The following is a 13,544-nucleotide window of genomic DNA, read 5'->3' as shown; positions in this document are numbered from 1 at the left end:
CCAATGAAGCCGCTGGACTCGGAAGACCCGCCGCTGCTCGGCGAGTTCAGACTGCTGTGCCGGATCGGAGAGGGAGGCTTCGGGGACGTGTTCCTGGCTCGGGAGACCTCCCGCAGAGCCCGGCTCGCGGCCATCAAGCTGATCAAGCAGGACGTCGCGGACTCCGAGCGGCTGCGGCCGAGGTTCCGCAGCGAGATCGAGGCCGTGAGCCGGGCGGGTGGCCAGGGCATCCCGGAACTGCTCGGCGCGGATCCCGCCGCACGACGCCCCTGGCTGGCGACCCGGTACATCCCGGGCCCCTCCCTGCAGCAGCTCGTCGACCAGGCAGGGGTCCTCCCGGAGGCAAGCGTCTGGGCTCTGGCGATCGGCCTCGCCGGCTCCCTTGCCGACCTCCACAAGGTCGGGCTCTACCACCGGGACCTGAAACCCAGCAATGTGCTGGTCACCCGGGTACGCCCCTGGGTCATCGACTTCAGCCTGGTCAGACTGGTCGGTGACCCCAGCCTGACCGCGACCACGGACGCCATGGGCAGTTTCCAGTACGCCGCTCCCGAACAGGCCGCGGGACTCGGCCGTGCTCAGGGCCAGGCCGACGTCTTCGCCCTCGGGGCCACCCTGCTCTTCGCAGCCACCGGTCATCCCCCCTACAGTGGGCGGAACCAGCTCGACATACGGCTGCGCGCGCTGACCGAGACCCCGGACATCTCCGGTTTGTCCCGCGGTCCGCTCCGTGAACTCATCAGCAGGTGCCTGGAGTTCGAGGCAGCCGACCGGCCCGAGGTCACCGAGGTGCTCGACCGGGCGGAGACCGTGACTGCGGGCTCCCGCCCCGGAACACTCCCGCTGCCCGACACGGCCCTTAGGGCACTCGACCACCACCGCAGCGCTCTCCGGTCGCTGGCCGACGTGCACGACGACTTCACCGAGTACGACGAGCTGCCCGCGCCCCGCCGCGCATCCCTGCCGCAGCCGTCCGCGAGCAACCAGACGGCTCCGGTGCGGACCAAGTGGGTGTGGCGCTGCTCCGACTGGCTGCGCAGCGCTCCCAGCGTTCACGGCGCTCTGGTGCTCGCGGTCACGGCCGACGGCACCCTGTGCGCCCTGGACCGGTCCGACGGGACGGAACGCTGGCGCCTCGACCTGGGCGCCGGGGTCCGCGGCGGGCTCGTTCCGGCAGGCGACGGGGTTGCGGTGGGGACGGCCGACGGGTCGGCACACCTCGTACGGATCCGGCCGGGCGGTCCGTTGCACTCCCGAATCCGGTTCTCCGCTCCTGTGCACGCCGTGGCGTACGTCGCACCCGCCGACGCCGGTGCGCCGGCGCTGCTCGCCGTGTCCAGCGGCCGGGATCTCCATCTGGTCGACGCCGTGGGGCGCGACAGGCGTTGGACCGCCCGCGGTGCGGGAGTGGCGTCGGGTCCCCAGGCGGCGGACCTCGTCGCGGTGTACGTCTCTACGGCCGACGGGACGCTGGGAGCATGGCGGCTCACGGATGGGGTCCTGCTGTGGCGGGTCCGGGCCGGCGGAGCGTCGCAGGCGGGACCGGTGGTGAGTCAGGGCGGCAGAGTGTTCACGGCCGCGGCGGACGGCTCCGTCAATGCGTTCGACGCCCGCTCGGGGGAGCGGCTGTGGGATCGGCGGCTGAACGGAACGGTCCATCTCGCTCCTCTGCTGTCCGGCCGCGCCCTGATCGTCGGAACGGTCGAAGGAACGGTGACGGCTCTCGACGCGCGCGACGGCCGGAAGTTGTGGCGAGCCGGACCGGCCGCTCTGCCCGGCCTCTCGGTCCTCTCGGCGCCCTCCGCGTATGCGGCCGGAACGCCGGAGGCCGACCTTGTCTACGCTGCGGCCCGCGACGGGATCTGCGCGCTGTCGCGCATTGACGGGACCGAGCTGTGGCGCTGGCGCGCGGAGAGTGTGGCGAGCCTATGGGCCGGTCCGGGCGAGCTGCTCCTCGGCGGACTGAACGGCAGCCTCCGGTCAGTCCGGCTCAAAGGCCCGGCCGAACCGGCCCTCCGCTGAGGAGATTACGGAAGTGCCCGACACACCATAAGAAAAGCAGGAATGGATCCCTATTTTCGCCGGACAGTGGCGTGATTGGCCCACTACGATCGGTGACGCGTCACGGCGGAGCGCATGGTTCAGGCCACTCTCCGCCGTCCGCCGCGCAGGCACGTTGCGCTGCCCGAGGCCGAACTCCCGGGGTTGCCGGGGGAGGGGCCGCAGGTCGGCGCTTGGCCGGCAACGCGCCTCCCTGTCGTCAGACGGAGAGAGCGGCTGCGCCGGTCCGAGGGGGGAACCAATGAACACCATCGTCGAACCAGCCGCGCCTGATCGCGCGCGCCCGTCGGGACATCCCGGCCGGGAGGCGGCTCGGTGAGCCGCCCGCGTTGGGGTCGGCCGGAGCCGATCGACCAGCCGGGCATAACTGACAACCATCCGCACGGTGCTGGAGCGGAGTTGTGTCCCGTCTGCTGGACCTGCGTGAAAAGCCCGCGCTGTACTGTCTGCGGCTGGGAGCCGGCCGCCGCGCGGATGCCCGACGCCCGGGCCCGGGAACGTCTCGCTGCCTGGCGCTGGGACTTCAGAGCCGCGATGCTCGCCTCCGGTGGGCGCTTCCCGGAGACCGCGGCGGCAGTCGGCCGGGGCCGGCGCATTCATCCGCAGCTCCGGTCGCTGATCCGCCAAGCACCCGTACCGGCCGGGGACCGGACGCCGGGTGTTACCGCCGGCTTCGGCGAGAGCACCGACCGGGCTCCGACGGGCGAGTTGGCCGGCGCGGTTTCGGTGCTGACCGCCCTGGCGGCGGACGAACTCGACGCCGCTCACTTCCTCGGCGTCTCACCTTCGGGGCTCGCCCTGGAGGAAGTCGGCCGCGACGACACCGGGGCCCTGCGCTCCCGCACCGAGCGCAGCGCCGCCCTCGACTGGACCGAGGCGGTGACCTGGCTGCGGCACTCCCCGCCGGAACGCCAGTTCTTATTGGCGGGTGGCATCGGAGCCTCGGCTCCCTACGGCGCCGGAGGCGTGCCCAGGGCCACCGACGTCGCCTGGGAGAACGGGCTCGGCACAGCCGTCGACAGGATGCTCACGCGCCTGGACACGGTCCGCGGCCGGGGGCACGCCGTTCCATTGGTCGTCGTGAGCTGGGTCTCGGGCTGGCGCTGGCCGGAACACGTGCTTCTTCTGCTCGAGAGGCACGCACCGCCCTCCGCCCGCATCCACCTTGACAGTGACGACCCCCGCCGGCTGGCGGAGATCGTCGCGGCTGCCTGCCGCCGAGTCCCCTTGCGCTACAGCTACGCGCTCCTCACCCGTTCCCCCGACCGAGGGACGGCCTCGGCCCCCGATGCCCGGGCCCGTCTGCTGTTTCCCTGCGGGACCGTACTGCCGGACGTCGGCGAGCTGTCGGTGGCTGTGCCGCTGCTCGCCTCGCCGCGGGAGGACGCGATGACGTTCGCGCTGCCGGTCGTGGTTGCCAAGGGGCGGCGCATGCAGGACTGGACCGTTGTCCGGACCGGACAGACCCGGCTCGAACCTGGGCGGCGCACCAAGGTGACCGTGATTCTCGATGAGCCGGGCAAGCTCAGATTCGACGGTCCGGAACCGATCGCCGAGGCAAGCTTCGACAAGGACACGCTGCTGGGCGGCCCCTCACCGGAACAGACGCCCGTCCCCGCCGCCGATCTGCTCGTCCTGCTCGAACTCGGCGGCCACAAAACCGACTTCGTGCGTCGCATCACCTTTCTGCGCGGTGTGCTGGACCGGCTCGGCGCGACCTGGCCGGCCACCGGCCTCTTACGCGTGGGTGTCATCGGCTACGCCGACCACACCTTCCGGGCCGTCGGCCGCAGCCGCAGCGGAGGCGAACCGCTGCGCTACTGGGGCCCCGGCTCCGCCCAGGACGCGGCCCAGGCTCTGACGGGATTCTCGCCCTCGCCCCTGGAGGACGACTACGGGGCTCCACTGGAGGAGGCCCTGGAGGCGGCGGCGCATTCGGGCTACTGGCGAGCCGGGGCCCGACGGCTGCTCGTGGTGCTCGGCCGCCGGCCGCCTCACCCCCCGCGACAGGGCAGGGATCAGGCGCTGCCCTGTCCCGGCCAGCTCGACTGGGAGCAGGCCCTGCACCACCTGCGCGCACATCTGCACCTGCGCGTGATCGCTGTGCGCGATCCGTTCCCCGACCGGTCCGACCCCTGGCGGCGGCCGCAGACCGTGGACCGGATCGAGCGCGCCTGGCGAGAACTGGGGCGCCAGGACTCCTTTGTGCTGGACTCCCACGTTCCCGAGGACGTGGTCGTCCGCGTCAACCGCGCCGCCGGGCACCCAGCCGCCGTGCCCGGCCTGATGATCGACATGCCTGACGGAGCCGACGACGGCGCCGGCCCCACCCCGGGGCCGGCTCGTTCGCCGATGCCGGCGGATCACGCCGATCCGTACTACCTGGCCGTCGACACGCGCCTGCCCGGCGGTACGGCAGAGCCAGAAGGGCGATGAGGAGCCATGAGCGCAGATGAGCCGGGAGAGGTCCGGTTCCCTCCGGAACTGATGGCGGCAGCCAAACCGGACGAGCCCCAGGCCGAAGCCACTCCGGCCTGGGCCGGCAGTCATTCCCCGCCGCCGCCCGAGGAGGTGCGGCCGATCCCCCGCCCGCGACCGGAGGCCGACGACGGGATACGCATCGGACTGTGGGGTTCTCCCACATCAGGCAAGACGACGTTTCTCGGAGCCTTACGGCTCGCCGCCCTCGACCCGGGGGGTTCGTACGGACGCTGGCAGGTGGTGGCCGCCGACGACGTGTCCGAGGCGTTCCTGGTCGAGACATCCAGGGAACTGGCCATCAACAAGCAGTTCCCCGCAGCCACTCAGGACTCCGGTCAGCTGAGCTGGCTCTTCCGCGGTGATCTGACTGGCACTCGCTACGCCAAGAGGGGATTCCGCCGCTCCCGTGCCACTAACCGGATGGACTTCGAGCTCAGCGTTCTGGACGTGCCGGGCGGCGCGTACGAAGACATGCACCGGCATGCGGAGGCGGAGAGAAGCACCGATCACCTGGCCCGCTCCGCCGGCCTCATCTACCTCTTCGATCCCATGCGGGAGGCGGTCGACGGGGACTCCTTCGCCTACCTCAACGGCACTCTCGCCCGGCTCACCCGACGTTGCATGGACAAGCAAAGGCTCGACGGCCCCTACCTGCCCCACCACATCGCCGTCTGCGTCACCAAGTTCGACGATCCCGAGGTGTTCGAGCGGGCACGACGCGGAGGCTGGACCGAGCTCGGGCCGCAGGGCACCCCCGTCGTGCCGGACCCCGAAGGATTCTTCGACTGGCTGGCCGCTGATCTGCACGGCAGCTCCATGCGCCTCATCGGACGGGCCATCCGGGCCAGCTTCCACCCGTCCCGCATCCACTTCTTCGCCACCTCGGCCGTCGGATTCGGCACCTTGCCCGGGGGAGGCGTCGACCTCAGGCACTTCGGCAACGTGAACCAGGTGGACGGGAGGCCGCAAATCCTCGGCCCCATCAGTCCGCACAACGTCATGGACCCGGTGATAGCCCTGCTGCTCGGCATTCGGAAACGAGGATGACGATGGAAAGGGTGCAAGAGGTCCTGGCGCACTGGGCCTGGTACGGCAAGGAGCCCGGCTCCCTGCAGGAGTACGGTGTGCTCCACTGCAGCGGAGGCGCCGGGAAGCGGCATGTCTTCGACGGCTACATCAAGACGTCGGCCCCCGGCAATCCGCCGGCCGGCGGCCGCGGCAATCCGGACCGTCTGCCCTGGATCACGGTCAACGGCCTGACGTCGCAAGGGGAGCGGTGGGTGGCCGTCTCGGCCATGGAGCCGTCCGAGCAACTGGACGGCAGCGGGAGGCTCATCACTCCCACGCGCTTCTTCATGGTGCCGTACGACCAGATCGCACCGTGGGGAGCGACATACCTGACGCTCTGGCGAGCCGTCGAAGCCATCGTGCTCCCACCGGCCGGCAACCCCACCACGGTACCGGTGGTCAACCTGCCGGACGACCAGGCCTCCTCCCTCATCGGCCTCGGCCATATCGCCGACTCACTGCGTACGCCGGCGACCGGCACTCAGGGCGTGAACCGTCTCACCGCTGCTGCCCACTGGGCCGCGTCGGTCGCCGCCGGCCTGCTCTCCGGGGAACCGGTGGTCATCACCCGGGCAAGCCGCCTGGGCCCCCACGAACGCCTCACCGTGCTTGACGCCGTGGCGGGCTTCCTTCCTTACGGAGTCCGCAGCGACCTCGCCGTCGGCAACTGCATGGACGGCATGCGCCGACCGCGTACCCGGCTCGCCTTCGGGCCGCCGCACACCCCCCACGCCCGCAAGACCGGCCTGGGAGAGCCGCTGATAGGTCACGGCCTGGCGCGCGAGTACGGCGAGACACTCCGGCGGTTGATCGACTCCCAGGGCCACGAGGCGGTGCTGCGCACACTGTCAGGACTCCGTGAGCCCCTACAACTGACCGACCACGCACGGATTCTGGGCAGTCTGGCCCATTTGGATCTCGTACGTCACGCCGTCGCGGCGGTGGACCAGAACCGGGGCACTCCGGATCTCGTCGCGCAAGCGCTCAACAGCAAGCGGAACGGGGAGCCGCCGTCGCAGGGTCAGGAGGTCCTGTACCGCTTCGCGGTCCAACATGTGGACGACTCGCCTCGGGAGCCGCTGCGCGACCACTGGCATGATCCGCAGACCAGCCACGACGTGACCGTACACGTGGTCGAAGAGCTGCTCGCCACTCCGGAGGATCTCGCCGCGCATCTCGACTCCGGATGCAGTGCCGGCCGGCAGCAGCTGCTGTGGCAATTCGTGACCCAGTGCCGGAAGGACGACGAGGTGCTCCGGGCGCTGATCGACCGCTGCCAGGCGGGCATGGTCCTGGAACCCACCGACCATGTCGTGGAACTTCTGCGTACTCTCGGACCCGAAGCCCTGCGCAGCGGCGGCCCCGCCTCCCACCTGGTGCTGCGGGAGGCGCCTCGGCTCACCCAGGCACTGCTGTACGCCGAGGCGGGCGACGTGACCCGGCTCGGTGCGTGGCTCGACTACGTACGGCCCTGGGGCCAGTACGCGCAGCCCTGGCTGCGCGCCTGGATGCCGCTGGCCGCATGGGACGACCAGAGTGGTCCGTTGGCGCCGATGCACACCACGCCCGACTCCCCCGACGACGCGGTCCTCGTCCTCGCCGCGGCAGCGAAGTCGGGGCCGGGGTCGGCGGGACGGGTGAGTTCGGTGGTGCGCTATCTGTGGAAGGCACTGCTGAACGCGGCCAAGGACGAACGGAACCGGGTCAGCCCTCCTCCGCAGGCATCACGGAGCCTCCTCGGCCAGATCCTGGGCCGCCGCTCCGACCGGGCTTCGGATCATCCTCCGGAGGCGGGGCCGCCGGCCTCCGCCGTGCCTGACCTCGGTCAGCTCCTGGACGAGCCGCAACTGTGGGCGGAGTGCCGGGCGCGGGCGGACGTCCTGCGCTGCCTGGCGGGCCGGCCGCTCACAGGCCCGCCGTCGGACGCCCGGGACAGCATGCGCTACCGGGACGAGATCGCCGACCTCTACTTCGACGAGTATCTGCGTCGGGATCTTCACCTGTTCGCTGAGGCGCTGGCCGAACTGGTCCTGCGGGACGAACCGCGGCAGCCCGGGGGAGACCTGCTGCTCTCCGTGCTGGGGGATGCACCGGTGCGGCGCGCCCGCGAGGCCGTGGCCGCCCGGGTCGCATCGTGGGAGGCGGATCACGGGCATGCGGAGCCCGAGCCGGAGCCCCGGGCGGAACCGGAGCCGGAGCCGCAGGCGGACCCTCCCGCCACTTCGGTCACCTGGTCGCCCTCGCCCGCGTCGTCCCCGGCCACGTCGCTGCCCCCGTCGACGGCAGCGGACCCCCGCGTTCCGACCTTCCCCCTGAGTCCCGCAGAGGAGTGGGACCGTCTCGACAAGGCAGTCGGCAAGCGGCTGAGGGCATTTGAAATCGCCCAGCTCTGGGCTCCCGTCGCCGTCAGCAGCCGGGATCATGACGCCCTCGTCCGCGTCGGGCGGTGGTGGGAGGGTGCCGATGTCCGCGACCGTGACGCGCTCCTCCACGAGCTGGAGAAAGCACTCGTCGTCCAGGGGCTGTGCCGCCCCTCCGTGGCGCGTGAAGTGGTTCACGAGTTCCGGGTCTGGATCGTTTCCGAACAGGCCTCCACCCCCACCGGCGGAGGCTGGCACGGCAAAGAGGTCCTGGGGCAGGAGAAGAAGGAGTTCAAGGAGCGCCGCGGTCGTTTCCGTGCGTTGCGACGGGCCCGATGGCGCTCACATTTCCCCTGGTCCCCGCGCAGCCGGAGCAAGCACTCCAGGCGCAGGCGCCGCGATGACGGCTGACCCCCCGCCGCACCACATCGCTTCCAACATCTCGCAGAAGGACTGGATCGCATGCACCAACCCGTCGGCGTCCCGACCCCGTCGCCCCGCCGCAACCGGAAGCTCCTTGCCGCGGCCGCGATGTCCGTACTGGCCCTCGGGCTGATGCCGTTGTCCCAGCCGGCCTACGCCGCCGAGGAGCCCGCGATCGGCCTGGAAACCCTGCTCGACCGGATCGGTGGCCGGCAGGGCGGGAACTATGCAGTGGTCGTGGACACCTCGGACTCCATGGAGAGGAACGGGTACTACGCGAAAGTACGGGACGTGCTCCCCAAGTTCCTCGCTTCCCTCACGGCCGAGGACAAGGTGTGCTTCGTTCCTTTCAGTACGGGTGCGCGGGACTGCGAACTGGTACCCAAGGCCGAGGCACAGGCACAGCTTGACGCACTGCCCCCACGAGCCACGGGCCTGGGGTCCAACTTCGGCCGGGCCTTCGAGTCCGGCCTGGACGGTCTGCGCCGGTCCGAGGCGGACGCCTCCGGAGTGCTGCTGCTGTCCGATGCGAAACTCAACGCCCCCGACGACCCCCGGTTCGAGACGTTCAAGAGTCCGGGCTGGGCCGAACTGCGCAGCAAGGCCGCCACCTTGCCCGGCTCGGAGGGACTGACCGGATACGGCATCCCTCTGGGGGAGGCACACGAACTCGAGGACGTGCTCGCCAAGGCCTTCCCCCACTACAAGATGCTGGACGCGTCGGAGGCGGATCTGAGCCGCTCGATGGCCGAGGCGCACGACGACACCCGGATCAAACAGGCCAGGCAGGCGGTCCGGGCCGAAGCAGGCAAGGGCGTGACCGTTTCCTGGCCGGAGGAGGTGGACGAACAGCTCAGGACGGGCAGCGAGATCCGGATACGTCTGACCGCCACAACCGAGGTAATGCCGGTACGTGTTGACGCCCTGTCACTGCGGGGGCTGCCTCACGGTGTGCGCTTCTCTCCGGCGCTGCCGAAGAGCCTCGAGCTGGAACCGGGGCAGACGCAGGACGTCGTGCTCTCCCTGACCGCCGCCGCCGAGGAGCGGAGCGGACTGTTCGGCAGCACCGAGCCTGCGACCTGGCGGCTGTCCGTCGCCGGAGCCGTGTCCTCGCCCCTGTCCGGGTCGATCAAGCATCATCTCGGCGGTCTGACCCCTGAACTGGCTGAACACCCGTCCGGGAAACCGCTGTCCGTCACAGGGAGCGTGCGGACGTCGTCCGCGTTCGGCTGGTGGGCCGGTCTCCTGTCCGTCCTCGCTGCGGGCGCGGCCGCCGCTCTGTACGCCCTGCGGCGCTCCTACCGCTCGATCGGCGGCACTCTGATGGCCGAGGCAGTCGATCGGCCCACACCGCTGCTCATCCCGTTGCAGGGCCGCCGGACGGTCACGGCCGATCTCTCCCCCCTCATCGAGGGCAGCGGAACCCTTTGGATCAAGGGCCTGCCGGGCCCGCGCAGCCGTCAGCCCTCGCTGCGCCTGCGTTGCAGGATCGCGGACCGTGCGACCCGGGAAGCCGTGTGCGCGCCGGGAAGCAGCGTGCTGCTGTCAGGTATCGAGTTCCGCTACGAGTCGGGGCGTTAGAGGCAGGACGGCCGCGGGAAGGCTCACGCAAGCCGGGTGCCGCTGCGTGAGCATTCCCCGGCAGGAGCCTGTGGCACACCGGTTCTCAGCCGTGGGACCCGTGCTCCAGTGCCTCACCTCGATCGGGAGTGTGACGGCCCGCGCGAGCTTGCGCCCCCATTCGAGCGCCGCGTCGAGATCGGGTGCCTGGATGGCCGTGAACCCGCCCAGGTGTTCCTTGCCCTCTGTGTACGGACAGCCGGTCGTGAGCACTTCGTCGCCCTTCAGCCGCAGCACGCTTGCGGTGCTCGGCGGCCCAGGCCACTGGCGAAAACCCAGGCGCCGGCCTCCGTGAGCTCGGCCTTCACAGCTTCGACCTGTCGCATGATCTGTGCCCGCGGACGGGCACCGGCATTCACACATCAGGTGCGTCGCACCGACAACTGCGGATCCGTGATCCCGCCGGGGCAGGCCAAACGGGCGGTGTCCCAGCCCGCGAGCCCGGCTCCGGCCTGGTACGCGCGCTCGTAGAAGCCGAGCAGGGCCTCACGGGGATCACTCTCGGAGCGGACCGCGTCGTAGGGCAGTACGGCCAGATGGCTGTCATTGCGTGCGACCCAGCGCGCCGAGGCCGGGGTGAGCGGCTCCTCCGCCAAGGCGGCGGGTTCGGGCGCGGTGTAGGAGTAGAACGCCGGCTCGGGAAAGGTGTCGTCGCCGAACCAGAATCCGAAGCTGATCAGTTCACGGGAGTACGCCTCCCGTGTTACGGGGTCGACCCGCGACGGCTGGTCGACGTGACGCCCGGAGAAACGGGTGTGGGCGAGGTCGAAGGTGTGCCAGAAGTGGTGTACCGGGCTGGCCTTTCCGGAAAAGCGGGCCGAGAATTCCTCCAGCACCAGAGCCACCTGGCTGAGAACCTGCCAGTAGCGGTTGGCATGTACGGGATCGTAGGTCGCGTGCTCGGTGTCCTCGGAGAACGGCCGAGCGGAGTCCGGCAGGTCGTACGGCCTGGGATTGCCGATGTCCATCCGCACGCCCAGCGCGGCCATGGCCGCCCAGGTCCTGTCGTGGAAAGATGCCACCGACTGCCCGGGAAGAGGGACGAACATCGCTGCGCCCTCCAACGTTGCGACGACCAGTTGATGGTCGACGAAGTCGAAGTCGATGGTGAAAACCGGGCTGCCGTCCGCCCGCCCCATCGGACGCGTGGTGATGCCTCGGCCGGTGAGATGGAACGGGACGTTCCACCAGTGGTTGCGCCGGACGCTCGCCGCGAGGCGGATCTTGCCGACGACCTGCTCGAACCGGTGCAGCGTTTCTTTGGTCTCCCGCCACTCGGCGCGCGGTATCGGAGGGAACAGATCCATCGCGTTCCCCTTCCTGCCCGACGCTCCTTGTCGGCCGGACAATCCCATGATGACCGCTTCTGGAGACGCATGGCGCGTCGACCGGCCCGGCGGAGCTGCGTCGCCGTCTGGGGCCGGCGACCGGCACACCCTGCATCACCCCGGGCGCTGCTCGGCCCGCGGACACTCGTCGGGAGGCGACGTCATGGCCGAAGGGAGCAGGGAATGCTGGTGCTCGTACGCCTCCCGGTCGTGCTGCCCCATCAGTTGACCCTGCACGAACGGGTCGGCGTCGGGATCATAAGGACCGTCATGGTCGGCGAGTGTCTCGAGAATCCGCTCCCATTCGTCGATCTGGGCGCGGGCGCAGCGGCCGCCGTCAGTCTGAGGGGTCCGCCCCGCTTCCCCCTTGGCTGCCTCCAACGCGGCTTTGACCTCACGGTGAGACTTGCCGGAAGCCTGTTTGCGGATCGAGGACCACAGCGCCCTCTCCGCATCGGTGGGCGGGGCTGCCGGGGCAGCTGAATCGCCGAGGTCGGGCAGTCGGCGGTCCTCGTGCGTCATTCGGCTCTCCTTGGTTGCGAAAGTTGACTGCTCCGTTGTCCCGACCGCCACGCGCCCGACCGCCACGCGCCGCGAGGTGTCGCCTCTGTGCGGAGGTGCTCTCCGTGTATCCGATGTCCCCGTGCTCACACATCCGTGTCAGCGATGCAGGCGTGAGTCCGAAGCACAGCCAGGGTGTTCACCTCCAGCGAGGACGGCGGCATGACCGAGGGCCCGGCGGTCGGGGGCGAAAACGCCGGTACTCGTGCGGGGTTGCCCGACAAGCTCGACCGGTAGTGCCTGTGCACGAGCGGTCCCACGGTTGCGGCACTCCGCGCTCGGGACGCGGCACGACGGCGTCTCGTGACGAAGGCGCGAGGTGAGGTAGGGAGGTGTGGTAGGAGAAGGTGCCGTAGAGACTCGCCCCCATCAGCTCAATGGACCAAGGTCTCTGCCACGGGAGTGCTCGCCAGGACTCGGCGGCGGCACCTTGGTGGCGCTGCCCTGTTCATTCCTCCCGGGGTGCCGCTGTGCCTCCGCGCCCGTCGCGGGCAATCCCGCCCTGCAGGCGGCGTGGCGGCGGGTCGCGGAGCATGGGCCTGAGCTGCCGGGCACCCGTCGGAAGGCGCCTTTGAAGCCCTGTCCGACCACAGGAGGTACGCGTGAGCACCGACATCCGCACGACCGTGGTTGTGATCACTCGTGACCGGCGTGACCAGTTGCGGCACACCATGGACCGGCTCGCCGAGCTGCCCGAACGGCCACCGGTGATCGTCGTCGACAACGCGTCCGGCGACGGCACCGCCGAGGCTGTCCGCCGACTCCACCCGCAGGTCACCGTGCTCACGCCGTGCCGCAACCTCGGCGCGGTCGGTCGCAACCTCGGCGTTCGCCACGCCCGTACGCCGTATGTGGCCTTCAGCGACGACGACTCCTGGTGGGAGCCGGGCGCCCTCACGGTTGCCGAGCGGCTGCTCGACGCCCATCCCCGACTGGGGCTGCTCGCCGCACGCATCCTGGGCCCCGGGGGCACACCCGACCCGTTGAACCACACCCTCGCCACGTCCCCGCTCGGCCGCGCCGCCGATCTGCCGGGGCCCCAGGTGCTCGGCTTTCTGGCCTGCGCCGCCATCGCCCGACGGGACGCGTTCCTCGAGGCGGGCGGCTACCATCCCGTGCTCTTCTTCGGCGGTGAGGAAACGCTTCTGGCCTACGATCTGGCCGCCTGCGGCTGGGGTGTCTGCCACTCGCCCGAGCTGGTCGCCATGCACTGCCCGGTCGGCGGGCCCCGGACCGGGCGGCCCGCGGTCATGCGCCGAAACGCGGTGCTGACCGCCTGGCTGCGCCGCCCTCTGACCGTCGCCCTGCGGCATACCCGCGTCCTCGCGTCCGAGGCCAGGTACGACCCCGAGGCCCGCAAGGCGCTGCGCGAGATGTTCGGCCGGCTCCCGGCGGCCCTGCGGGCGCGCAGACCGCTTCCGACAGCCGTGGAGGCCGCGGCCCGCCGCCTCGACCTGGAAGGAGCCAGGCGGTGACGGTCGGCGGGTGTGCCACGGGACCCGCCTACGCGAGGCCCCAGCTCGACGGTCTTGGTGTGGCGCCGGTCCCCACACGGCGTCCTGAGAGGGCAGGGTTGCCCGCTTCCGCGACGCGACTTTACTTGCTCTTTGCCATTTACGTGGGGATACTGGGGGCCCGAGCC

8 protein-coding genes are annotated in these 13,544 nt (G+C 70.6%); 6 read left to right on the top strand and 2 right to left on the bottom strand.

Annotated features, from left to right (window positions below):
• The first annotated feature begins 3 nt into the window (after positions 1-3).
• The 5 genes from AB0M62_RS24840 to AB0M62_RS24820 all read left to right on the top strand — a co-directional run bounded on the left by AB0M62_RS24840 (position 4) and on the right by AB0M62_RS24820 (position 9,974).
• Positions 4-2,022, top strand: a complete 2,019-nt coding sequence (locus tag AB0M62_RS24840) for a serine/threonine-protein kinase (protein ID WP_366076488.1) — start codon at positions 4-6, stop codon at positions 2,020-2,022.
• Positions 2,023-2,484: 462 nt separating this feature from the next.
• On the top strand, positions 2,485-4,497 hold the full coding sequence (locus AB0M62_RS24835) for a hypothetical protein (protein WP_366076487.1): 2,013 nt from the start codon (positions 2,485-2,487) through the stop codon (positions 4,495-4,497).
• Between the two features lie 6 nt (positions 4,498-4,503).
• Entirely contained in the window at positions 4,504-5,589 is a 1,086-nt protein-coding gene (locus AB0M62_RS24830; RefSeq protein WP_366076486.1) for a hypothetical protein, read from the top strand.
• A 2-nt stretch (positions 5,590-5,591) separates the two neighbouring features.
• Positions 5,592-8,381 carry a hypothetical protein gene (locus tag AB0M62_RS24825; protein WP_366076485.1) on the top strand — a complete coding sequence of 930 codons (2,790 nt, stop codon included), beginning with the start codon at positions 5,592-5,594 and terminating at the stop codon, positions 8,379-8,381.
• Positions 8,382-8,432: 51 nt separating this feature from the next.
• On the top strand, positions 8,433-9,974 hold the full coding sequence (locus AB0M62_RS24820) for a vWA domain-containing protein (protein WP_366076484.1): 1,542 nt from the start codon (positions 8,433-8,435) through the stop codon (positions 9,972-9,974).
• A gap of 401 nt (positions 9,975-10,375) precedes the next feature.
• Here the strand turns inward: AB0M62_RS24820 and AB0M62_RS24815 are convergent, their stop codons facing one another.
• Positions 10,376-11,320 (bottom strand): DUF5996 family protein, encoded by a 945-nt coding sequence (locus AB0M62_RS24815; protein WP_366076483.1) that lies wholly within the window; start codon positions 11,318-11,320, stop codon positions 10,376-10,378.
• A 135-nt stretch (positions 11,321-11,455) separates the two neighbouring features.
• A complete protein-coding gene (locus AB0M62_RS24810; RefSeq protein ID WP_366076482.1) occupies positions 11,456-11,863 on the bottom strand; it encodes a hypothetical protein in 408 nt (135 codons plus the stop codon).
• A 641-nt stretch (positions 11,864-12,504) separates the two neighbouring features.
• Between AB0M62_RS24810 and AB0M62_RS24805 the strand changes: the two genes are divergently transcribed.
• Positions 12,505-13,377: a glycosyltransferase gene (locus AB0M62_RS24805; RefSeq protein WP_366076481.1), complete on the top strand. Its 873-nt coding sequence runs from the start codon at positions 12,505-12,507 to the stop codon at positions 13,375-13,377.
• Positions 13,378-13,544 lie beyond the last annotated feature (167 nt).

It is taken from the genome of Streptomyces sp. NPDC051219, assembly GCF_040682335.1.
In the GTDB taxonomy this organism is placed as follows: Bacteria; Actinomycetota; Actinomycetes; order Streptomycetales; family Streptomycetaceae; genus Streptomyces.
Note: the sequence above shows the minus strand (reverse complement) of the source record. Positions and strands in the feature narration are given on the sequence as shown.